Below are 22,833 nucleotides of genomic sequence, written 5' to 3' on the forward strand. Positions count from 1 at the left end.
AGACCCTCGGCGTGAGTGGACGAAGGGCCGCGCCGGACGACCTACCGAGGTGCGCTAGTGGTCTCATTCCACCCACAAGCCCTCGGCTGGCAGGTGACCCACCGTCCGGTCCGCCGCGGTGTAGCTGCTCTGATGCCACCGGTACCACTGTGACTCGGCCACCACGGCGACCGCCAGCATGCCCTCACTGCTCATCATGGGTCCCGAGACGGCGCGTAGATCGACGTCATACCTGCCATCTCCCAAGGCGCGTACGACTCGCGCGCCGATGAGATGGGGGCGCCCTGCCACAGGATGCAACGGCTCGATGTGCGGTGCGTTTTGGTCTTCCAGCACTGGTCGAAGCCACGACTCCTCGGTTGAGACTCGCGATCGAGGAACATGCACCAGCTCTTCGACCCAGACGCGGGAGATGTCCACCCAGACAGCCTCTTCGCTCCGCCCCAGGTAATGCTCGCGCTCGTCCACCAGCTGCACTCCCGGCTCCTTGAGTCCAGGGACGTCCCTAAGCTCCGAAGACCCGATTCGCAGATCGGTGCGCCAACCGTGCGCAGCCAACTGCTCCCCTTGGAACGTCGTCATCAGGAACCGTGCCCTAGCGTTCACCGGAACGGCGTCCCCCAGACGAAGACGCCGAACCAACGTCGCTGGCACGCCGCTCGTCAGGTCATCGGACTGGTTGTCCCACCCGAACGCCCCGACGAGGGCTCCAAATCTGCGGTCCACATCTCCGGGCGTCAGCTCATCCACCGTTCGCCACCCCCCGAGCCGAAGAACCGGACCCGCCGACGCGGCCCACGAAAGCCACCTCGCGCTTGTAGTAGTCCACAGTCATGAAGTCATGCACGACCTCGACAGTCAGACCCGGCCGAGGGGCATGCACGATGCCTCCTTGCCCGTCGTACATCGCCACGTGGTGGAAGTAGTCCGGGGGATCGCCAGCCGCGTGCAGAAACACCAGGTCGCCGGCCCGCCAGACCTTGGGGTCGAGAGGCAACCGCTGAACCACGGTGGCCTGCGCGCTGGCCACGCGCGGCAGATCCACGCCCGCCCGATGCCACGCGTACTGCATCAATGACGAGCAGTCGAAGCCGAGGACTCCTGCGCCAGCCCCGAATCCGTTGGTCGGCCCGTCAGGACCACCACCGCCCCAGGCATAAGGCACCCCTACCTGGGTGAGCGCGGCCGCCACGGCCTTTCCTCCCGCACTACCGTCGCTCAAGAAGGCGGCGTTGGCGTAACACGCTGCGGAGAGCACGGTAGGGCTTGCGACAACTTGAGTCGCGAGCCGCTGCCACTTTGCGTACGCGTTCGGGAACGCGCTGCGCTGCACCGCCTGTGCGGCATCCGTGACTGACATCCGCTCGAAGCCGGCGATGTCGACCAGCCCTGGCTGTCCCTGACCGCCTCCGGTGTAGAACATTCGTGCTGACTTGGCCGGAGCCAACCGGTCAGCGGCGCTGCCCCACGCAGTGCGTTGCTGGAAGAGGCCCACGCTGTCGCGGTCCCCGTACGGGATGTTCCTGAGGTTGGACTCTTGCATCGCCGTGGCCACCGCGACGACCCAGCCGTACGAAGGCACGTGGAGCTCGCGTCCGACGGCGACGATCGTCTTCGCGTTGGCAGCTTGTTCAGCGGTGAGCCCCTTCGGTCCTCCGCTTGCGCTCACGCCCTCCACCGCCACCCCCGGGCAGCCCCCTCCCGCGGACGGAACTTCCTGACTGCCCGAACCGCCCACCAGGGCGAGCAACAGCGCCACCGCAAGGGCGGCGACCACCGCGAGAGGGAGAACGGCGATGAGCAGACGGCGAACCCGGCGCCACAGCAGCGCCCGACCTGCGACGACGAGAGGAGCGACCACGTCAGCCTGCCGCCGCCGAGGGGGTCAGCGAGGGCGTCGGCGCACCTTGCACGTCCCCCGTTGGTTCAATGTCGCTGACGACGCAAGCCGAACCCCGCTCCTGCGTCGACGCGTCGACCCGGCCCCCATCCGTTGCGAATCGAAGAACGTGAGCACCTGCCTGGGTCACGACACCTACCGGCCTTCCGGTGACCCTGCTCGCCGGAACACGCGCGGGGTCAGTACGGCTCAGCTGGGTCAGGAGATCAGGCGACGCGAAGGGGCGCATCCCACCGAGCCACTCGTCGGCGGGTAGGTTCGTTCGAACCCAGGCGTTCATGAACGAAGTGGCGACGTCCTCGCACGGGGCACCGGCCTCGGCTGCGTCAGTCGACGAGTGGCTGGCCTGGGGAGCCGGGACAACCGCGGCCGTGGCACTCGACCAGGTCACCGAGCTCGTCGGCGGCGCTGACGGTGTCACCGGCGCTGTGGCGGGCGCTGCGGTGGCCTGAACGCTGAGAGCGTTCGTGGCCTTTCCGACCAGTGCCAATGCGGCAAGGAGGACGACTGTGGTGATCGCGAGATGCCGCCACGACCACAGCGGCCACTCGATCAGTCGATGAAGACGGCTAGACACCTCGTGCACCTCGCTCGAACTCGCCGGGCTTGACCGTGACCATCGACTTGGTGTCTGCGTCGAACATCCGCACCCGCAGTCCCTGGCCAGTGACTTCGGCGTGTGAGTCGTGCGTGCGAGCGATGGGCGTCAGGACCTTGAGGCCAGTCGGGACCTCGTCGACGAGCTGGCCCTCGATGCCTCGATCCGGCATCGTGCCTGTGGTGTGGTGCGCTGCCGAAGGCCGGACTTCCACCGTCTCAGGAACACCGCCACTCGACGGGTGCGCACCCCTCCCGGGGTAGGAGTGCGCCGCTGCGGCGCGTTCAGTGTCGGCTGGCGTCGAGCTTGGAAGCCCCCGCTGAAGCTCGCTGACCCGCCCAGCCACATGGCGTTCGTGGTCCGGCACGTCCGGCTGAGTCCACGTGACGCTGTCGAACCGCCTCCCAATCGACTCCGGAGGCAGGTTGACCCGACGGACGTATCGAGAAGGGCCGGCGTCGTTCGGAAGACCCTGACCCTCCTCATGCGACGTGGTCCCGGCGTGCTTCCCACCGACGATTTTCTTCGCGGCATCCTCCTCGCCGTCCTCCACGGCCTTTCGCCCGACGAAGTACCCCGCCGTGGTGCGGCCGACCTTGCGCAGCAGGGAACGGTGCGAGGTCTGCCCGAGCATGCTCGTCAGCGACAGGAGCGGCATGAGCAGGACGAAGGCAGCGACGGAGACGACCAGGCACAGGATCAGGGACAGGACGCCCATCCCGACTCCGTTGGCCTGCTGAATGATGGCTGCGATCGCCACACTGTGGATCGCGGAGCCGACCCCGAACGCGATGACGTTGACGACGGAGGCACCAGCGATGTTGCCGATTCGCCGGACGATGCTGGCCATCGGAGCGATGACACCGAAGACGGCGGCGGCCGGGAAGAACATGACCAGCAACCGCAGCATGACCAGGCCGGCGAAGACGAAGATGTCAGCGACGAGCCTGAAGACGGCCGTGAAGGTGACTCCAACGAAGGCCATGAAGCCCGCCCCGGCTCGCCCCTTCGCCTTGCCTTGGACTGCGGCATAGGCGAGTGGATCCTGGTCCTGGATCTCCTGGGTGGTGGCAACCCAGTCGTTGGCCTTCTGCTCCGTCTTCTTCTGGACCCCGTCGGGGACGGACCGCGCAGCGGCGAGCTCGGCTCGGCTGAATGTCGACTCCCGGAACAGAAGAGGGCCCCACTTCTTGGCCGCCGGACTGCCTGGATCGCCGAACTCCCCTCGCAACCACGACTGGTAGATGATGTCGTCGACGATGAGGGCACCTTGGGCGCGAGTGGCGTCTCCCGTGTTCGAGCCCGTGAGGTCCGCCGCACTTTGGTTGACCGATGCGACGGAACTGGTGACCGCCTGGTCGAAGAAGCCTGCGACGCGCGTCGGGTACTGGGATACCCCGGACAGAACGACGAGGACGAACAGCGCCCAAACCGCGCCGGACATCAGGGCGGAGAGCCGGCCCTGCAACGAGTAGACGAGCAGCAGCACTGCCACGCCGAGCAGGGAGACCATGCCCCACGGCGACCAGATTGAGTCATGGAGGCGGTTGGTGACCGTGGCGATGACGTTGTCCAGTGGCTTCATGTACTGCTGTGGCTGCGAGACGCGATTGTGAATCCCATTGGTGGCAGAGCTGATCCAAACACCACCGCCCATCAGTGCGTTGCCGATGAAGGTGTCGACGGTCGCGTCCATCTCCCCCAGTCCGCCGACGCAACCGGTGTCGTAGGTGGTCCATCCGAGCCCGGCATACCCGTACTGGTCGTACAGGGTGGTGCTCCGGGGCCGCGCCCACGGGTCACCCTGCGAGGGGATGGGATCCGGCGCCGGATCGAAGAACCCGGGCAGACCAGTGTCTGGCAACGACGCCGTCGGCGCGGACTTGCAGTCCCACGGTGCCGCTGGAAGGGCCGCCTGGGTGGCCAGCGAGGTCATGGGAGTAGCCGACGCCGGTGCGGAGAGGGTGACCAGTGCACCCATGCAGGCCAGTAGGGCGAGCAGCAGGCGCCGACGGCAAGTAGCGGCCGACATCTCAGGCACTCGCTCTCTTGGCATCGACTTCCGACTCGTCTGCCTCGGCGCCGGGGCTCCAATCGCCGGTTTCCAACGTGCCGCTGGCCCGCTCGATGCGGTTTCGAGCCTTGTCGGGTGCAGCGGTGGTGTTGAGAGCCTCGAGCAGGTGCGGGTGGGCCGAGAGGTCCATCCGGATGCGCTCGATGCCGCCGGAGCCATCGCTGAAGACGAACTCTCGAGGTCCCCGCAGCCCGTCCCGGGAGGGGCGCGACAGGGTGCCGAAGATCTGCTCGTAGCCCAGGCCGTCGCGGATGTTGGGAAGAAAGCGCAACGCGTCCGTCTGCGCGTCTTCGCCGGTCAGGCGGCCGATGAACGCGGCGGAGCAAAGGTTGGCTAGGTCGAGCTTGAGCAGGTCGGCCGGGTTCTGGGAAGCCATGAGGACGCGGGTGTTGTGCTTGCGAGAGTCCCGGGCGGCGCGATCGATGAACCGTCGACCGCTCGAGAATGTCGACAGAGCCCACGCCTCGTCGATAAAGATTCCCTTGCGGGCATGGACGTCGCCGAAGTACATGCCGCGTTGAGTCAGCCACGCCGCGAGGTACATGACGCACATCGACAGGCGCTCGTCGAGATCCTCGCCGCCTGTGGTCGCCTCATCGGGCAGCGCCAGGCCGCGCAGCGAGTAGACCGTCAGGAGCGGATCCGCCTCGGTGTCGGCGGCGGGACGCCCTGCGGGGAAGATCAACCGGCCGTGGCTGGTCTTGGCAGCCTCTCGCAGGAAGTCGGCCATGTAGCCGGCGTGTCGGGCTAGTTCCGGATCGCCAGTGTGTTCCCCGCTCGGCCCCCGATCGAGTTGAGCCAAGGCCGTGACGACCTGGTCGCACGAGGACCAGGCGTTCGCGGGTACCGAGCCAACCGCTCGCATCAGTGCGACTTCGGAGAGCACATGTTCTTGGAGTTGCTTCGGAAGCATGGCGCGCAAGACGCTGCTCGTGAGGAGCCGTCGGGTGTCCTTGGCCTGTTCCATCGCGGCCCGCCAGCCGGCCTCGTCCGGGTAGTGACGACGATCGGGCTCCGCGATGACACGGTAGGTCGAGAGAGAGCCCGAAGCCGCGTCGAGCAGGTCGACCGCTCGTGAGTACGGTGCCAGCTCGGGCAGCCGAGTGAGGGCGGTCAGCCTCCCGGACGGGTCGAGCACTGTCCACGGAACGCCCTGGATGACCGTGCGGTAGATGATGTTGCCGCCGGCCGTGGACTTTCCGCCCCCGAGCCCTGCACACAGGACCGCCAACCCGGACTCCTCGCCGCGTTCGGTGGCCAGCCAGGGCTCCCACGTCACCACTCGCGCCGATGTTCCGGACGTCTGGCCGAGATGGATCCCGACGCGGTCGCCGACAGTGGCCGTGGCCGCGGGCACCGCCGCAGCAAGTGTCGTGACCGGCATACGGCGCCGGTACGCAGTCGAGCCGAGACGTTCCCCGGGGATGAACTCACGAGCGACGGAGTACTGGTCCTGTGGGCGGGCGATCGTCACCTGTGGCGCGTAGAGCTTGCGAACGAGGCTCGCGCGATCGATCGCCTCATCCTCCGTGGCGCCTGAGACGGCGATCCGATACCACCCGGTCGTGCGGGTCGAGAGCCCGGAGAGGCCCATGGAGATCTCGTCCTCGACCGCGAGGGCACGGGACGCCTGTCGTTCCAGGGCTCCGGGAGCAGGCTCGTGGTGCTCGAGCTCGTAGTGGTTCGCCTGAGCTCGGATCTTCTGGATGTTGCGGCGCATCGCAGCACCCACCTTGGCGGCGTCCTCGACCTGGACGCGTCCAGACCACTCCACCGGAAAGGGGAGCTCGTCCGTGCGCTGCATCCACGGGATGCCTGGCGGGATCTCGAGGTCGGTCATGCGTCCGACGGAGAGCACGCATACGTGTCGTTCGATCCGCCGGTCGTCGTGTTCTCCGACGACACGCAGGGTTCGTCCGTACGGCGTGGCGAACCAGTTCACCCGATCCGTGAACTCGCCAAGGTCATCCACGTCCCACCTCGGCTCGTCGACGCCTCCGAGCGTGAGGGGGGCTGGTAGCCCGAGAGAGCAGGATCGGTGCAACAGCCACTCCAGCTCCCGAGGGGTCGCGGGAGCCGCCTCGATACCCGGTGAGCACATCAGCTCGTCAGTGGCGCGAACCTGCTTCTCGAGGGCGGTGACTTCCCGGTGCGCCGCGACACCGCCCAGGACATCGCTCACGCTGTCCCCGATAGAGCCGAGCGCCTTGAACAGCGGGCTGCGGTTTGGGATCTCGACGCCGAGATAGACCTCCTTGTCCGCCATGGACAGCGACGCGAGGCGCTTCTGATCGGTCGTCAGATGGTTGCCCCACCCCGGGAGCGGGGCCGGCGCGTTCGCATCGTGATCGCGCGCCCACTTGGCCACCGGATACGGGCGCGTGGTCACACGGAGGTGAATCTCACGCTTCGTGAGCTGCGACAACACATCGGCGCCGTCGATGATCAGCTGCTCCCGAACCCTGTCGGGGCGGAAAGACCAGCCCTGCGGGTCGAGTAGGTACCAGGCCATGACCTTCTGAGCGGTCACCGTGCAGTGCCCGGAGATGCGCCGCAGCGCCAGGCCACGCTTGCCAGTCATGAGCTCGTCCCCTCGACGGCAGCGTCCCCTAGGACGGCGGCCTGCCCAGCACGGTGCCGGGCCTTTGCTTGAGCCCGGCTCGGGCGCGAGGGGACGGCACGCACTCGAGCCGGGCGGACTGTGTGCACCGTGACCTTCTGGTCGTCTCGCGGTGCAGCCACCTCATGGGCGAACGCCGCCAGCACGGCACCCAGAGGCCGGTCGGGATTCACCACGGAAAGGATGAGACGCGTCAGCGCGACCGTCCCAAGCAGGCTGTACGCCAGGGAGAAGAAGCCGAGCCCAATGCCGAGACGCCGCTCAACGATCTGCAGCAGCACGAAAACGATCGAGCCGACCATGTATGCGCTGTAGCGGGCTCGGAATGGCAACGTGCGGTTGGGCGGCCCAAGCCAGACCGAGTTGACGTTGTAGATCTCGTCGTCGACAGGTAGTCGCATGATCAGCTCAGCCCGTGATGAGCGAGGCCATCCACGACCCCACGCTGTCTGCCTTGCCACTCGTGGCGAGGCCCAGGACGGCCAGGGCGATGACAACGCCGGCGACCACACGCATAGCCTTGGCGTTGTCCCCGCGCTGCGCCAGGACGAACAGCATCGTCGCGACCAAGAGGAGCAGCAGCGGAATGATGTTGGACTTGATCCAGCCTTGGAGGCCGGTGGTGCCGGCGGCGGTGGCCAGCGTCGCGATGGTGCTCATGGTGTGTCCCCTTCCGGATGGAATCGGGCAGATCGCCCACTCCAGAGCACCGTGACACCTGCGATCGGGAAGAAGAAACACGCCGAGGGAGACGAAGTCTTGAAGCGCCTCACGACGTTGTTCACCTGACGTCTGCCGCATGTCTATGCCGAGGGCCGGGTCTCAGCTAGGCGACGCGTGGGTGCCAGCCACGTTTCAGGCGCCGAGGACGAGGGAGGGAGAGCGCCCAGCTTGGCTCGGTCCCGCGCCCTCACCACTGCCCACCTCAGGAGCTGGGCCGGGATTGAAGACCCGCAGGGTCGAGACGCGTACGGCGCCTCGCGCGAAACAGTGAGTGGTCATCCTCGTTGTTTCACTGCGCAACCCCCTCGTGGTCGCCGCTAGGCTGCTCGGCGACCTTCGTCGTGCCGCCTCGTCACGACTGTCGGAGGGATGACGTAGGGTCAGCGGCGCGACCCGATCGCAGGGATGCTGGCCAGGCGCCCCACGCCAAGATCACGGCCAGCACAGTCCCCCGTTCACCAGCCATGGTGGGCGGGGGCTCCGCTTCGCCAGCGCGCTGAAGAGCCAAAGAGCAGAAGAGCAGATCACGTGGCACTCTGGCCCTGGTCACTGGCCGTGCCCCTGGGCGCCCGCTGTGCACCTCACTTCGATGTGGCGTCAGGTATTGATGGGCGGTGCTCCCCGGTCTCGCAACGGCATGTCCAGGTCCCGCAGGGCGCGTCGGATTGCGGTCTGGGTTCGGTCGGTCTCGGCCGCCAGGACCCGCAACGACTTCCCTTCGAGGTAACCCTTCCCGACGTATTCGAGGAGCCTCTTGCGTTGCTCGGGTGTCTGCCGGTTCGTGGCTGTCCCCAGGAACTGCGGCAGCGGCTCGGGCACCGGCCGCGATGGATAGGGCATGGGCCAAGTCTCGGGCACCGGCGATCGATCCTCCCTCACGCGCATACTGCGCAATCCCCAGATGTCTGACGGGCGTCCACGACGATGGCCGAGCTCGCTCGTCCTAGGCTCGTGACATGAGCAAGTCGGGCAAGACTCCGCGGATGAGACGCGCAGCGAGGGAGCACGCCGCGAGTCTCGGACCAATCCTGAATGTGAAGCCCTCGCGCGGATACCGTGCGGCAGACGACTCCCCTCGGGCGGGGGCCCATCAGGCCTACGTCACCCCGACAGGATCCGTCTTCCACCCGGTGTGGTGCCGCACCGTTGGAGAACGGTGGGACATGAATCCGAACTCCATCCACGTTGTCGACCGCTCAACCGTCGGGCGACGCACCGTGTGCCGCACCTGCGATACCGACGGACCGATCGCGGACTGAGGCCTCCCTGCTCGGATACTCGACGTGCCGGGCTCGTGACCTCCCCCGGGTGCAGAGAACCGTGTGGGTGCGTCCCGTCATCTATGCCAACTCTCGAATAGAGCGCGCTGCCCTACTCGCGCAGCGCAGAACGCAAGGAGGCACGTGCGCTGCGCAGGGTCTGGCGCGTTCAAACCGGTGCAACGAATCGGGCAGCACCCGAGTACTGGCCGACCGGGGCAAGGCACCCGAGAGGGGTTGGCATCCCGTGTCACAAATGCCGAGGCCGGACATGAAGGATCCCCTGCCACACCCTGCAGCGACGCATGTTCTCGACCCCGATACCTACTGCGCCGCGTCGTATTGCCGCTGAACTGCCTTTGGGATTCGGCCACGTGCAGGAATCTCGAGGCCCTCCTTCGCCGCCCACGCACGGATGAGCGCATTTCTCGAGTCCCCCACTGCCTTGATGTTGCGCCGGGCACCCGTCCGGTTCCCAATCTGCCGAGCTTTGCCTGCCCACGCCGCGACGGTTACGCGCAGCGCCTCCGCATTCTTGCTGCTGAGGTCGATCTCGTAGGTAGTGCCGTCTAGAGCGAAGGTCAAAGTCTCCGCCGCTTCGGTGCCATCCACGTCGTCAACAAGGGTGGTGATCAACTTTGTTGCCATGCCGATAGCCTAAACGGTCCACAGTGCGCCGTACCTCGCGATGGGGACGCCGCTGCCCAAGAGCCCGCCATGCCGCGACGTGATTCTCCGCTTCCCGATGTGGCAATTGACGAAGCGTGCGGCAACGGCCGCGCGTCATCTGCTCTCATGCGCTCACGCATGGACCCAGGGCCGGTGGGTCGCGACCGCTCAGTTCGCGGCGTGGACGTGTTCGTCGGCGGCTTCCTCGACCCTATCCGCGTCGACTGTTGGGACCTCTGCGCGTCGGTGTCCTGGCTTGGTGAGTTCCAGGCTCGCCAGGTGCCCCTGCAGCTTCTTGCACATGGGGAGAAAGGTGGCCAACGTCAGGCCGCCGGAGAACAGGGCCCCCAGGAGAGGGATGAACTTCGCAACTCCGCTGGCGAAGACCTTCTTGGTCATCGCAACACCAAGAAGGCCCGCAACCTTCTTCACGATGGGGTAGATCGCGCCCTTGGTGAGCGCCTGCTGCGGCAACTTCTTAACGACCTGGGCCGCGATCATTGCGGACACCTTGGCCACCCCACCCTGAGCGAGTTGCACTCCGAGCATGACCCCAACGAAAAGCGTGAGGATCCCCTCGGTGGCCTCATCCATCTCATCGCCACCATCGGCAAAGAGATCGGGCCAGCTGTAGATGTAGGCGAGCTTCTGGGCAATACGCAGCATGTGGCCCATGTACTGGGCCATGTCGGCGGGCACAGTCCCGATCAGTGCAATGCCCCCCGGCAAGCCCGCCAGCGTGGACGCTCCGGTTGCCTTGCTCGTCTCGTAGGCGATTGACGTGTCTGCAACTTCTTTGATGATCTCGAGCGGGATACCCGCGGCCGCCGGACTCTCGGCAATCGCCTGAGCGATCTGCTCCTCAGTGCAGTGTCGCTTCAGCGCAACGCGGAGATAGGAGGCTCGGTTGATCCGCACGCCAGGGAGTTTGGCAGCGGCGTCCAACACCTGAGTGAACTTCGAGCCGGCGCTGTCCAGTTCTTGCCTCTTGACCATGGGGAGGATCTTAAGCGCGCCCCCGGCCTGCAATGCCGTTTCGCGAGGCGCCAGCCCCAAACGTGTCACTGGCTCCTGACCCCAAGACACTCTGGGACACTTCAAGTCGCCCTGCATTCAGCAAGCGGACTCTGCGCAGTCCAGCCCACCTACCCACGCTCCTCTTGCGAAGAAGCGCGGTGGCCCGGTCCGTGTCCGCCCATGGAGCACCCCTGCAACCGCGCCGCTCTGATACTCGCGCCTTCCGCCCCGTGTCCGGGCGCACCAACGGGTGCAGCAGTCCCCGCCTCACCGGCGGACGGTCCGTTGAGGCGTGGGCCAAGCAGCATAGGAGCAAGGCCGGGCGAAACCGGCAAAAACCGGGCCCGCATGGGGCTAACCTTCGACGCGTGACCGAGCACTGGGTGTCTGCCGACGTGATCGCTGAGCACCTCGGCGTGACCAAGGACAGCATCTACGTCTGGATCGCCAACAGGGAGATGCCCGCTCACAGGGTCGGGCGGCTGTGGAAGTTCCAGATCACTGAGGTGGACGCGTGGGTGCGCGGTGCCGGCGCGCCCGACGCCGCCGACGAGAAGCTCGACTGATGAGGATCATCGACAACCTCAACGAACTCCTCGGCGACGATCTAAGGGGCTCAATTAAGCCCGGGTCAAGGCTGCGGATCGCGGCAAGCACGTTCTCGATCTTCGCCTACGAGGCGCTGAAAGATGAACTCCAGTCGATCAAGGAGCTGGAGTTCATCTTCACGTCGCCGTCGTTCACAACGGCGAAGGCGACCGACAAACCTGCGGCGGAGAAGCGGCAATTCTTCATCCCGAACGACAAGAACCGGGATGCCGCGCTGTACGGCACCGAGTTCGAGATCCGCCTGCGGAACAAACTGACCCAGCGCGCCATCGCGCGGGAGTGCGCGGAGTGGGTGCGGCAGAAGGTCACCTTCCGCTCGAACCGCACGGGCGCACCGATGCAGTCGTTCGCCGTGGTCGACGACACCGCCGCATACGCCCCGCTCCAAGGCTTTACGACAGCTGACCTCGGCTATGAGCGAGGACCGGCCGTGTCGAACATGGTGCACAAGATCGATGATGCGCCGTTCACGCAGCAGTACATCCAGCTCTTCGACCAGATCTGGCACAACCCCGACCAGGTCGAGGACGTGACGACGGCCGTACGCGAGCACATCGCCAGCGTGTACGCGGAGAGCTCCCCGCAACGGGTGTACTTCCAGATTCTGTTCAACCTGTTCAGCGAGTTCCTCGACGACATCAGCGAAGACGTGCTGCCCAACGACCTGACTGGCTACCAACAAACCGAGGCCTGGAAAGCCCTGTACAACTTTCAACGGGATGCTGCGACCGGCGTGATCAACAAGCTTGAGACCTACAACGGCTGCATCCTCGCCGACAGTGTGGGCTTGGGGAAGACGTTCACGGCGCTGGCGGTGATCAAGTACTACGAGCTGCGCAACAAGACCGTGCTCGTCCTGGCGCCGAAGAAGCTCGCCGACAACTGGACGAACTACAACAGCAACTACACGACGAACATCTTCGCCAAGGACCGCTTCAGCTACGACGTCCTCGCCCACACCGACCTATCGCGCGACGGCGGCGCGTCGCTAGGCAAGCGGCTCGATCTGATCAACTGGGGCAACTACGACCTCGTCGTGATCGACGAGTCACACAACTTCCGCAACGCCGACTACGTGCAGGATCGCGAGACCCGCTACCAGCGGCTGATGCGCAGGGTCATCCGCGAGGGCGTGAAGACCAAGGTGCTGATGCTGTCGGCGACCCCGGTGAACAACCGGTTCAACGACCTGCGCAATCAGCTCGCCTTGGCCTACGAGGGCGAGTCGGCGCAACTCGCTGCAAAGCTGAACATCCAGACGGGGATCGAGGAGATCTTCCGGCAAGCTCAGCGCGTCTTCAACGAGTGGTCCGACCTGCCGCCCGAGGAACGCACGACGGAAGCGATCCTTGCCCGGCTGGACTTCGACTTCTTCGAACTACTCGACGCGGTGACCATCGCCCGCTCCCGCAAGCACATCCAGGCGTTCTACGACACCACGGACATCGGCCTATTCCCCGAGCGACTAAAGCCCGCCTCGCTGCGACCGCCCCTCACCGACCTGGCCGAGGCGCCTACATTCAACGAGATCTTCGAGCAACTCCAGCTCCTGACGCTCGCTGTTTACACGCCCTTGGCGTACGTGTTCCCGAGCCGACGCGACAAGTACGAATTGATCTACGGGGCCGGGTCGGGCCAGAACTACATGGGCGGGGAGACCGCAAACCTCGGTGCGGCCAGCCGCGAGCAGGGCATCCGCAAGCTCATGACCGTGAACCTGCTCAAGCGGCTGGAATCCAGCATTCAAGCATTCCGGCTGACGCTGAACCGTCTCGAGTTCACGCTCGCCGAGGCGATCGAGGCCGTCGACAACCACACCGCAAACATTGCAGACATCGTTTCCGCGTTCGCCGACATCGACGCTGACGATGACGACTTTGAGTTCCCGACGAGCGGGAGTGTCGGCCGGAAGGTTCAGATCGACCTGGCCGACATGGATGTCGACTCGTGGAGCCTCGACCTTATAAACGACCGCAAGGTCATCCAACAGCTCCTCGCCTCGATCAGCGGCATCACTCCCGAGCGCGACTCGAAACTGGGCACGCTACGCGAGCTCGTCTCCGGTAAGTTCGCCGAGCCGCTGAACCCCGGTAACCGCAAGGTGCTGATCTTCTCCGCCTTCGCCGACACGGCCGAGTACCTCTACAAGAACCTCGCCCCAGTGCTGAAGCAGCATGGCTATGACAGCGCCCTCGTCACGGGCCAGGGCCACCCATCCACGACGGTCGGCAAGGGCTACGGCTTCCAGCAGACCCTCACGCTGTTTTCGCCCCGGTCGAAGCAGCGGCACCTCGTGATGCCCAAGGAGTCCTCCGAGATCGACGTCCTCATCGGCACCGACTGCATCAGCGAGGGTCAGAACCTTCAAGACTGCGATTTCCTCGTCAACTACGACATCCACTGGAACCCGGTGCGGATCATTCAGCGGTTCGGTCGCATCGATCGCATCGGCTCGACCAATGAGCGCATCCAGCTCGTCAACTTCTGGCCGGACATCTCCTTGGACGAGTACATCAACCTCAAGGAGCGCGTCGAGAACCGCATGGTCATCGCCGACCTTGCCGCGACCGCCGATGACAACGTGCTCACCCAAGAGGCCAGCGACGCGGCCTTCCGCAAGGAGCAGCTTCGTAAGCTCCAGGACGAAGTCATCGAACTCGAAGACGTCCGCACGGGTGTATCGATCACTGACCTTGGCCTGAATGACTTCCGCATGGACCTGCTCGGCTACATCAAGGAGTACGGCGATCTGGCCGGCACCCCGAAGGGCATACACGCCGTCGTGCCCGCGGACAGCGACAAGGGCCTCAAGCCAGGTGTCCTGTTCGTGCTGCGCAACATCAACGCCGACGAGCACATCAACCGTGGCAACCGCCTCCACCCGCACTACCTCGTGTACCTCGGCGAACGGGGCGAAGTAATCGCCGACCACACCGAGGTCAAACACCTTCTCGACCTGGTCCGCGCCGGATGCCGCAACCGCGACGAACCAGCCTGGGAGGTTTGCCGCGTCTTCAACACCGCCACCCGCGACGGTGCCGACATGGCCAAGTACAGCCACCTGCTCACCGAGGCGATCCGCTCCATGGTCGACGTCACCGAGGAGCGCGACGTCGACAGCCTCTTCAGCGCCGGGCACACCACCGCCCTTGTGCAGACCATCGCCGGGCTCGACGACTTCGAGCTGATCGCCTTCCTTGCCATCGTCGAGGAGCCCGCCGGTGCCTGAGGCTGCCCAGACGCCGGTCCTCTTCCGGTGGCCTCCAGCTGCCGCGTTCGGGCGCACCGTGCCGAAGACGAAGTTCTACGAACACGGCAACGTCCGCGCCGGGCTTCGCGAGAAGTTCGTCGAGGAGATTCAACGCGTCGCTTGGGCCTACAAGCTCGCGGACGACACCATTCACCTGCGCGGCACGACCTCAGTGCCCGAGATCCAGGTCTTCATCGTCGAAACCAAGGGCGCGGACGTCTCCGACGACGTCCTCACCGCCATCGACAAGACGGTGCACTTCCCGATCGTCTTCGAGGTCGCCAGCGGCGACCGAGTGCGTACCGTTGCCGCCCAGAAGTCTCTACACGACAGGTCCCCTAGGATCGGCACCTACTTCACCACCGGCTGGCAAGCCGCCGACGCCCAGCGCCGACCTCTGCCCAGCGCACTCGACCTACCTGGCCTGTATGAGGCGATCCTCACGGCTCTGCTGCCAGTAGCGACGCGCGCTGGCGAGACAGTGGCGACAGCGACCGTCAGGCTAGACCGAGCCCGAAAACTTCAGCGCGAGATAGCCGCACTGGAGAAGACGTTGCGCACCGAACCACAACTCAACCGCAAGATCGAACTCCGGAGGCAGATCAAGCAACGCACGGTAGTGCTCACCGGGCTGATTGATCCCGCACCGACCAATAAGGAATGACCGTGGACAAGCTCCAGATGCGCTCGCCAGATCTCACCCAGCGCAAGATCGACCACATCGCCGAACTGTTTCCCACGGTCGTCACCGAGACCCTCGACGCCGACGGCAACCCCATCCGCGCTGTCGACTTCGACGCACTCCGCCAAGAGCTCTCCAACCACATCGTCGAAGGACCCCAGGAGCGGTACCAACTCGACTGGCCCGGCAAGCGTGCCGCCGCCTTGGCCGCCAACGCGCCGATCGCGATGACGCTGCGCCCCGTGCGCGAGGAATCGATCGACTTCGATACGACTAAGAACCTCTTCATCGAGGGGGACAACCTGGAGGCACTCAAACTCCTCCAAGAGTCGTACCTCGGCAAAGTCAAGGTCATCTACATCGACCCTCCGTACAACACCGGCAACGACTTCGTCTACGACGACGTCTTCGCCGAGTCGAGCGCTGACTACCTCGCCCGTTCGGGCCAGAAGTCGGAAACGGGCGACCGCCTCGTCGCTAACACCGAGGCGAACGGCCGATTCCATTCCGACTGGCTCAGCATGATGTACTCCCGGCTGAAGCTCGCGCGTGGCCTGCTGACCGACGACGGGATCATCATCACCGCGATCGGCGACCACGAGCATGCGAACCTCCGCCTACTCCTCGATCAGGTCTTCGGGGCCCAGAACTTCATCTCAGACGTCGTGTGGCAAGGCGGTCGCAAGAACGACTCACGCTACGTATCCAACGGCGCGGACTACATGCTCATCTACGCGAAGAACGAGACGCAGCTGAGCGAGCTCGGTGTGCGGTGGCGAGAGCCCAAGGTCGGTCTCGACACGGCGTTGGCGAAAGCCGCATCGATTTGGTCGACCCGTCAGAGCGACGACGACGCCTCCGTCCAGTGGAAGGCCTGGCTGAAGAGCAAGAAGACCGCCGGTGAGATCACCGATTCGGTAGCGCGGTACGACCAGCTTCAGTCCGGGACGGGCCGACCGATGAACACCTACGGCAACATCACGTGGCCCGGCCGAGGCGGGCCCAGATACGAGGTTCTCCATCCGACGACGCGGAAACCGGTGTCGCTTCCGAAGACCGGCTGGCGCTTTCAGAATGACGAGATGGATCGTCGGATCGCGGCGGGACAGATCTGGTTCGGCGCGGACGAGACAGCGATCCCTCGTGGGATCTCCTTCCTTGACGAGACCAACGAGCAGGTTGCGATCTCCGTGTTCGAGCAGGACCGCAAGGCCGCTAGCACCGACATGCGCAACCTCATGGGCGAGATCGTCTTCGAGAATCCCAAGGACCGGCGCGTCCTTGCGCGTTGGATCCGTCTCGTCACCGGGGGGACGAAAGACGCCGTCGTCCTAGACTTCTTCGCTGGCTCTGGCTCGACTGGCCACGCCGTCATGGACCTCAATGCGCTAGATGGCGGGGATCGCCGATACATCCTTGTCCAGCTTGACGAGGAGGTTCACCACCCTCACTACGACACCATCGCGAGTATCGCCCGTGAACGCCTGCGCCGCGCCGGCGTACAGGCGAAGCAGGCTGCTGGGCTGCTGGGCGCGGATCTCGACGTAGGCTTCCGATCGTTACACGTGGCGACGACCAACATGGCTGACACCCTCGCGACCCCGGACGACCTGACGCAGTACGCGCTCTCCGAGGCAGTCGGCAGCGTAAAGCCCGACCGCACCGACGAAGACCTGCTCTTCCAGGTGCTGCTCGACTGGGGACTCGATCTCGCTGAGTCGATCATGGCCGAAGACATCGGTGGCCGACGAGTGCTGTCCGTCGCCGATGACGCTCTGGTTGCGTGCTTTGCCGACGAGGTCACCGACGCCATCGTGCAGCACATTGCCAACAGGCACCCGCTGCGTGCCGTGTTCCTGGATGCGGGCTTCCCCAGCGACGCCGCGCGGATCAACGCCGAGCAGTTCTTCCGCGAGGTGTCACCCGAGACAGAGGTAAGGGCGATCTGACCTGATGAAGCTCCAGTTCAAGGTCCAGCAGTACCAGACCGAGGCCGTCGATGCCGTGGTCGACGTGTTCACCGGGCAGCCGTATGCCGACGGGGTGAAGTACCGCATCGACCCGGGCAAGGAGGCGGCGATGACCTTGCTGGAGGACGCGGGCCTGCGCAACGCTGCGATCGCGCTGACGCCACCGCAGCTGCTGACGAACGTCCACCGGGTGCAGCAGGCGCGCGGGCTAGAGTTGTCAAAGGATCTGAGAGACCCGGTCAAGAAGTCGGCGGCCCCAATCAATCTCGACATCGAGATGGAGACCGGCACCGGCAAGACCTATGTCTACATCAAGACGATGATGGAGCTTCACAAGCGGTACGGGTGGTCAAAGTTCATCGTGGTCGTACCGTCCGTCGCGATCCGCGAGGGGGTGAAGAAGTCGTTCGACATCACCGCCGAGCATTTCCAGCACTTCTACGGCACCAAGCCGCGCGCATTCATCTACAACTCCTCACGGCTGCACGAGCTGGAGCGGTTCTCGTCCGACTCGGGCGTGCAGGTGATGATCATAAACATCCAGGCGTTCAACGCCACTGGCAAGGACGCCCGCCGCATATACGAGGTGCTTGACGACTTCCAGTCCCGCAGACCCATCGACGTGATAGCGGCGAACCGACCGATCCTCATCATCGACGAGCCACAGAAGATCGAGGGCGATGCGAAGAAGCCGTCGAAGTCGTTGGAGGCGCTCGGGTTGTTCAACGCCCTCTTAGCACTGCGGTACTCGGCCACGCACAAGATCGAGCGCACCAAGGTGCACCGCCTCGACGCGGTCGACGCCTACAACCAAAAGCTCGTGAAGAAGATCGCGGTGCGCGGCATCACGGTCAAGAACTTGGCCGGCAGCAGCGCCTACCTGTACGTCGACGGGCTAGAGGTCGGCAAGGGAACAGAATTCCCAAAGGCTAGGGTCGAGCTGGAGGTGCAGACCGCCCAAGGCATCAAGCGGCAGGTGAAGCGCCTGAGCCGTGGCATGAACCTGCATGACATCTCCGGCGGCATAGAGGCATACAAGGGCCTGTTCATCCGCGACGTCGACGCCAATCGCGACATTGTCGAGCTGAGCAACGGCGACATCGTCAGCGCAGGTGAGGTCACCGAGGACGTCGCTGAGGACCAGAAGCGACGCATCCAGATTCGCGAGGTCATACGAGCCCACCTCGACAAGGAGCGCGAGCTGTTCGCGCAGGGCATCAAGACGCTGTCGCTGTTCTTCATCGACGAGGTCGCCAAGTACCGAGACTACGAGCGCGACGACACGCTCGGCGAGTACGCGCGCGTCTTCGAGCAGGAGTACCAGGCGGTGCTCGACGACTACCTCGGCCAGCTCGACTTCGACGAGGCCGCCGAGCGATACCACAAGCACGTCGAGGCGATACCGGTGCGCTCGACACATGAGGGCTACTTCTCGATCGACAAGAGGACCGGCCGCTCCATCGACGGCAAGATCGCCGCGCGCGGCGACTTCGCCGGTCAGTCGGACGACGTCGACGCGTACGACCTGATCCTCAAGGACAAGGAGCGGCTGTTGTCGTTTGAGGAGCCAGTGCGATTCATCTGGTCGCATTCGGCGCTGCGCGAGGGCTGGGACAACCCGAACGTATTCGTGATGGGGATGCTCAAGAAGAGCGACAGCACCACCACGCGGCGACAGGAGATCGGCCGCGGGCTGCGGCTGTCAGTCGACCAGCACGGCGAGCGAATGGACAATCCGGTCACCGTGCACGAGATCAACGAACTGACCGTCGTGACCGACGAGTCCTACACCGACTACGTCACTGCCCTGCAGAAGGAGATCGTCGAGTCGCTGTCGGCCCGGCCGCGCAAGGCGAGCGTCGACTACTTCACTGGAAAGCAATTCAAGCTGGCCGACGGTTCAACGAGCGTGCTGGAGAAGGCGGTGGCCCAGGCGCTCTACAACCACCTGATCCGTCACGACTACATCGACGATGACGGCCTGGTCACGCAGGCGTACAAGGACGCCCGCACTGACGGCACCCTCGCCGCACCGACCGCCGAGGTGCTCAAGCCGGTGATCGACTTCGCCTGGCCGCTCGTCGATGCGCTATACCTCGACGTTCCCAAGCCGATCGATGGCCGCAAGCCGAAAAAGATCCCGCTAAACGAGGCCAACTTCACGAAGCGCGAGTTCCAGGAGCTGTGGAGCCGCATCAGCCACAAGGCCGTCTACCAGGTCGAGTTCGACTCCGCCGAATTGATCCGCAACTGCATCCGTGTTCTCGACACATACCTGAACGTCACCGTCATGCAGTACCTCGTCGAGACAGGCAAGCAGCTCGTGGGCCTCGAAGTCGAGCAGCTCGAAGCAGGAACCGGTTTCAAGGTGTCTGAGACGAAGGTCGAGCACTCGGCCGTGTCAGCGGGCTCGACGGTCGAGTACGACCTCCTCGGCGAGATCGCGGAGAAGACCCAGCTCACCCGCCGGACTTGCGCGGCAATCCTTGCGGGCATTAACCCCGGCACGTTCGCAAAGTTCAAGCAGAACCCCGAGCAGTTCATCACCGAGACCGCCCGGCTCATCAACGAGCAGAAGGCCGCGGTGATCGTGGAGCACCTCAGCTACGACCCTCTCGACAACCGCTACGACTCCTCGATCTTCACCGAGAACCAGACCGCCCAGGACCTGTCGAAGGTGGGCCAGAAACTGAAGAAGAGCGTCTACGAGTACGTCGTCACCGACTCGAAGGTCGAGAGATCGTTCGTCGAGCAGCTCGACGTGTCCGCCGAGGTCGTCGTTTACTCCAAGCTGCCGCGCGGGTTCTTCATCCCGACACCGGTCGGCGACTACAACCCCGACTGGGCCATCGCGTTCCGAGACGACGTCACGCAGCTCAAGCACGTGTACTTCGTCGCCGAGACCAAGGGCTCCATGTCAACGCTCCAGCTCAAGGGTGTCGAAAACGCCAAGATCGAGTGCGCCCGCAAATTCTTCGCCTCGCTCAACGGCAAGGCCGAGCACGACGGTGTGAAGTACGAAGTAGTCGACAGCTACTCCAAGCTCATGGACCTTGTAACGGAGTAAGGACCAACGGTGACCGAACTAGACCGCACCATCGATGGCGTCGCCAAGACGATCGCTGAAGTACTCGAGAAGAAGAAGTACTCGATCGACTACTACCAGCGCGAATACAAGTGGGAGTCGAAGCAGATCGCAGAACTCGTAGCTGACCTCACGGCCAAGTTCCTCGACCTCTACGAGCCTGACCACGCCCGCAAAGATGTGGCCAAGTACGCCGGCTACTATCTCGGCTCGATCATCATCTCCCAGAAGGGGAGCCAGCCGTTCATCGTTGATGGACAGCAACGACTCACCAGCCTGACCCTTTTCCTTACCTACCTCCGAAGGCTCCAGCAGGGGCGCGAAGAGGTGGTCAACATTGACGAGCTCATCTACTCTGAGAAATTCGGCGAGAAATCGTTCAACCTCGACGTCCCTGACCGTAACGACTGCATGGAGGCCCTGTTCGAGTCTGGCGAGTACGAGGTGCCCCCGGACGCGGCGGAGTCGGTTCACACGTTGGTCGCGAGGTATTCGGAGCTCGATGGGCTGTTCCCTGATGAGTTGAAGGAAGCAGCGCTGCCGTTCTTCATCGACTGGCTGAAGGACCGGGTGCAACTCGTTCAGATCACGGCGTACAGCGACGACGACGCTTACGCGATCTTCGAGACCATGAACGACCGTGGATTGAAGCTCACCCCGGCCGACATGCTCAAGGGGTACTTGCTCGCCAACATGGAGGACGGCAAGCCCCGCACCAAGGCCAACGACCTCTGGCGCAAGCGTCTGCGGGGCTTGGACGAGCATGCGGAGGACGCGAGCTCAGACTTTCTCAAGACCTGGCTCCGGAGCCAATACTCGACGAAGATTCGCGAGCGTAAGAAGGGCGCAAGACCAGAGGACTGGGACCGCATCGGCACTGAGTTCCACCGTTGGCTCCGAGGGGCGCACGACAGCGTGGGCCTGAAGTCGCACGACGCCTTCTACCAATTCGTCGTCCGCGACCTCGACTTTTACAGCCATCACTATGCCCGGATCCTCGACGCGTCCGCCGGCACGTTTAAGTCGGACAGCCCTCTTCGGTTCATTCGCTTCAACGCGGACCTGGGGTTCACCCTGCAGAACCAACTGCTCCTTGCCCCGCTGTGCGTCGACGACAACCTGCCCGTCATTGACCGAAAGCTGGAGATCGTCGGCCGATTCACAGACACCCTGCTTGCTCGCCGCATCTGGAATTTCCGCTCGACGGCGTACTCAACGATGCAGTACGCCATGTTCACCGTCATGCGCGACATTCGTGGCCTCAGTACGGACGCACTCGCGACGGTCCTCCGAGATTATCTGCTGAAGATCGATGAGTCCTTCGACTACGACGGCCTATACGTGCACCAGCAGAATCGGAGCCAGCTCCACAAGATCCTTGCCCGGATCACCGACTACGTCACCGTCAGCGCGGGCCAGGCGTCCAACTACATCGAACTCACCAACGGTGCGAAGGTGAAGTACGAGGTTGAGCACATCTGGGCCGACCACCCCGAGCGGCATACCGACAACTTCAGCCACGAAGCTGACTTCGCCCGCCACCGGAACCGAATCGGTGACCTGCTCCTGCTCCCCAAGCAGTTCAACGCCAGCTACAACGACGAGACCTACGCGCAGAAGCGCCCGAGGTACTTCAGCCAGAACCTGCTTGCCGCCAGCCTGGATCCTCAGGCCTACGAGAAGAACCCAGGATTCCTGGCCTTCGTCAAGCAGTCGGGTCTACCGTTTCACGCCCACGAGGAGTTCAAGGCCGCTGACATCATCGAGCGTGGGGATTTGTACAGGGACGTCGCGAAGCGGCTGTGGAACCCTGACGACCTCGTCGCTCTCGCGACGAGCAGCGAGCCGTGACATGCGGCGATGACGCCGGGGCCCGCGCCTGCCGCCTTCGCGACTCGCTTGGTGAGGATTGTCTTTTCTCCGTCAAGGCGCCGGCTCCGCCGGCGCAGGGCCCAGCTGCGGGCGGCGCTGGCGCGCCGTCCTCGCCCGGGCCCAGGCACAACTCGACCGGGGCACGACGAAGCCCGACACCCCGCAGCCAGATCGTCCGGACCCCGGCCAGCGCGTCAAGGGCGCAAAAGCGTCGCTTCGCGATCGAGCAAGCTCGACCCTTGACCCACTGACCGGGGTCCTGGTGCTGGCCGCTATCGGGGTGCCGGGACAGATGTGGCGCGCGGCTCGCGTTGATAGCGCTTCTGATAGCAACACGACCACACCGAGCCGGCCGTCCCTAGGACCGAGGCGGCCGGCGACAACTCGGGCGACGACAGATCAGGACACCCGCGAAGAACCGCCGACACCTGAAAATCGGAAGGTCGGCGGTTCGACCCCGCCCCTGGCCACCACCGAAACCGCAGGTCAGAAAGCCTCTGACCTG

16 protein-coding genes are annotated in these 22,833 nt (G+C 64.5%); 7 read left to right on the forward strand and 9 right to left on the reverse strand.

Features of this window, described 5'->3' with window-relative positions; translation table 11 throughout:
• Positions 1-63: 63 nt before the first annotated feature.
• Both IEY30_RS13955 and IEY30_RS13960 read right to left on the reverse strand, forming a co-directional pair.
• The gene (locus IEY30_RS13955) at positions 64-750 is read right to left on the reverse strand and encodes a hypothetical protein (protein WP_156035341.1); all 687 of its coding nucleotides are present in this window, start codon (positions 748-750) and stop codon (positions 64-66) included.
• Positions 743-1,861: a C40 family peptidase gene (locus IEY30_RS13960; protein WP_188960149.1), complete on the reverse strand. Its 1,119-nt coding sequence runs from the start codon at positions 1,859-1,861 to the stop codon at positions 743-745. Before IEY30_RS13960 ends, IEY30_RS13955 begins: the two co-directional genes overlap by 8 nt.
• A 317-nt stretch (positions 1,862-2,178) precedes the next feature.
• On the opposite strand from IEY30_RS13960, the gene IEY30_RS13965 reads away from it, so the two are divergent.
• Positions 2,179-2,352, forward strand: coding sequence for a hypothetical protein (locus IEY30_RS13965; protein WP_156035339.1), 174 nt, complete (start codon positions 2,179-2,181; stop codon positions 2,350-2,352).
• Between the two features lie 117 nt (positions 2,353-2,469).
• On the opposite strand, the gene IEY30_RS13970 is transcribed toward IEY30_RS13965, so the two are convergent.
• The 7 genes from IEY30_RS13970 to IEY30_RS13995 form a co-directional block, all read right to left on the reverse strand.
• Positions 2,470-4,434: a hypothetical protein gene (locus IEY30_RS13970; protein ID WP_156035337.1), complete on the reverse strand. Its 1,965-nt coding sequence runs from the start codon at positions 4,432-4,434 to the stop codon at positions 2,470-2,472.
• 97 nt (positions 4,435-4,531) lie between these two features.
• A complete protein-coding gene (locus tag IEY30_RS13975; RefSeq protein ID WP_052358596.1) occupies positions 4,532-7,153 on the reverse strand; it encodes an ATP-binding protein in 2,622 nt (873 codons plus the stop codon).
• Positions 7,150-7,593, reverse strand: coding sequence for a hypothetical protein (locus tag IEY30_RS13980; protein WP_052358595.1), 444 nt, complete (start codon positions 7,591-7,593; stop codon positions 7,150-7,152). Before IEY30_RS13980 ends, IEY30_RS13975 begins: the two co-directional genes overlap by 4 nt.
• 7 nt (positions 7,594-7,600) lie before the next feature.
• Positions 7,601-7,852 carry a hypothetical protein gene (locus IEY30_RS13985; protein ID WP_030199403.1) on the reverse strand — a complete coding sequence of 84 codons (252 nt, stop codon included), beginning with the start codon at positions 7,850-7,852 and terminating at the stop codon, positions 7,601-7,603.
• Positions 7,853-8,512: 660 nt separating this feature from the next.
• A complete protein-coding gene (locus IEY30_RS22270) occupies positions 8,513-8,800 on the reverse strand; it encodes a helix-turn-helix domain-containing protein (protein WP_373286716.1) in 288 nt (95 codons plus the stop codon).
• A gap of 698 nt (positions 8,801-9,498) precedes the next feature.
• The gene (locus IEY30_RS13990; RefSeq protein ID WP_030199400.1) at positions 9,499-9,822 is read right to left on the reverse strand and encodes a histone-like nucleoid-structuring protein Lsr2; all 324 of its coding nucleotides are present in this window, start codon (positions 9,820-9,822) and stop codon (positions 9,499-9,501) included.
• A gap of 189 nt (positions 9,823-10,011) precedes the next feature.
• A complete protein-coding gene (locus IEY30_RS13995) occupies positions 10,012-10,839 on the reverse strand; it encodes a hypothetical protein (RefSeq protein WP_030199399.1) in 828 nt (275 codons plus the stop codon).
• Positions 10,840-11,228: 389 nt separating this feature from the next.
• Between IEY30_RS13995 and IEY30_RS14000 the strand changes: the two genes are divergently transcribed.
• From IEY30_RS14000 to IEY30_RS14025, 6 genes are read left to right on the forward strand one after another with little or no spacing between them, the layout of a single operon-like run.
• The gene (locus tag IEY30_RS14000) at positions 11,229-11,426 is read left to right on the forward strand and encodes an excisionase family DNA-binding protein (protein ID WP_030199397.1); all 198 of its coding nucleotides are present in this window, start codon (positions 11,229-11,231) and stop codon (positions 11,424-11,426) included.
• A complete protein-coding gene (locus IEY30_RS14005) occupies positions 11,426-14,698 on the forward strand; it encodes a helicase-related protein (protein WP_030199395.1) in 3,273 nt (1,090 codons plus the stop codon). Before IEY30_RS14000 ends, IEY30_RS14005 begins: the two co-directional genes overlap by 1 nt.
• Positions 14,691-15,383, forward strand: coding sequence for a DUF4391 domain-containing protein (locus IEY30_RS14010; RefSeq protein ID WP_030199389.1), 693 nt, complete (start codon positions 14,691-14,693; stop codon positions 15,381-15,383). Before IEY30_RS14005 ends, IEY30_RS14010 begins: the two co-directional genes overlap by 8 nt.
• Positions 15,384-15,385: 2 nt before the next feature.
• Positions 15,386-17,350 carry a site-specific DNA-methyltransferase gene (locus IEY30_RS14015; RefSeq protein ID WP_030199388.1) on the forward strand — a complete coding sequence of 655 codons (1,965 nt, stop codon included), beginning with the start codon at positions 15,386-15,388 and terminating at the stop codon, positions 17,348-17,350.
• Between the two features lie 4 nt (positions 17,351-17,354).
• Positions 17,355-20,438: a type III restriction-modification system endonuclease gene (locus IEY30_RS14020; protein WP_030199387.1), complete on the forward strand. Its 3,084-nt coding sequence runs from the start codon at positions 17,355-17,357 to the stop codon at positions 20,436-20,438.
• 9 nt (positions 20,439-20,447) lie between these two features.
• Entirely contained in the window at positions 20,448-22,307 is a 1,860-nt protein-coding gene (locus IEY30_RS14025; protein WP_030199386.1) for a DUF262 domain-containing protein, read from the forward strand.
• Positions 22,308-22,833: the final 526 nt, after the last annotated feature.

Origin of the sequence: Terrabacter tumescens (genome assembly GCF_014646815.1) — a bacterium.
GTDB classification, from domain to species: Bacteria; Actinomycetota; Actinomycetes; order Actinomycetales; family Dermatophilaceae; genus Terrabacter; species Terrabacter tumescens.

Excerpts from the sequence above, each read along its gene's own strand:
- IEY30_RS13965 (WP_156035339.1), top strand. The coding sequence starts at position 2,179 with ATGAACGAAGTGGCGACGTCCTCGCACGGGGCACCGGCCTCGGCTGCG.
- IEY30_RS13970 (WP_156035337.1), bottom strand. The coding sequence starts at position 4,434 with ATGACCTCGCTGGCCACCCAGGCGGCCCTTCCAGCGGCACCGTGGGAC.
- IEY30_RS13975 (WP_052358596.1), bottom strand. The coding sequence starts at position 7,153 with ATGACTGGCAAGCGTGGCCTGGCGCTGCGGCGCATCTCCGGGCACTGC.
- IEY30_RS13980 (WP_052358595.1), bottom strand. The coding sequence starts at position 7,593 with ATGCGACTACCTGTCGACGACGAGATCTACAACGTCAACTCGGTCTGG.
- IEY30_RS13985 (WP_030199403.1), bottom strand. The coding sequence starts at position 7,852 with ATGAGCACCATCGCGACGCTGGCCACCGCCGCCGGCACCACCGGCCTC.
- IEY30_RS22270 (WP_373286716.1), bottom strand. The coding sequence starts at position 8,800 with ATGCGCGTGAGGGAGGATCGATCGCCGGTGCCCGAGACTTGGCCCATG.
- IEY30_RS13990 (WP_030199400.1), bottom strand. The coding sequence starts at position 9,822 with ATGGCAACAAAGTTGATCACCACCCTTGTTGACGACGTGGATGGCACC.
- IEY30_RS13995 (WP_030199399.1), bottom strand. The coding sequence starts at position 10,839 with ATGGTCAAGAGGCAAGAACTGGACAGCGCCGGCTCGAAGTTCACTCAG.
- IEY30_RS14005 (WP_030199395.1), top strand. The coding sequence starts at position 11,426 with ATGAGGATCATCGACAACCTCAACGAACTCCTCGGCGACGATCTAAGG.
- IEY30_RS14020 (WP_030199387.1), top strand. The coding sequence starts at position 17,355 with ATGAAGCTCCAGTTCAAGGTCCAGCAGTACCAGACCGAGGCCGTCGAT.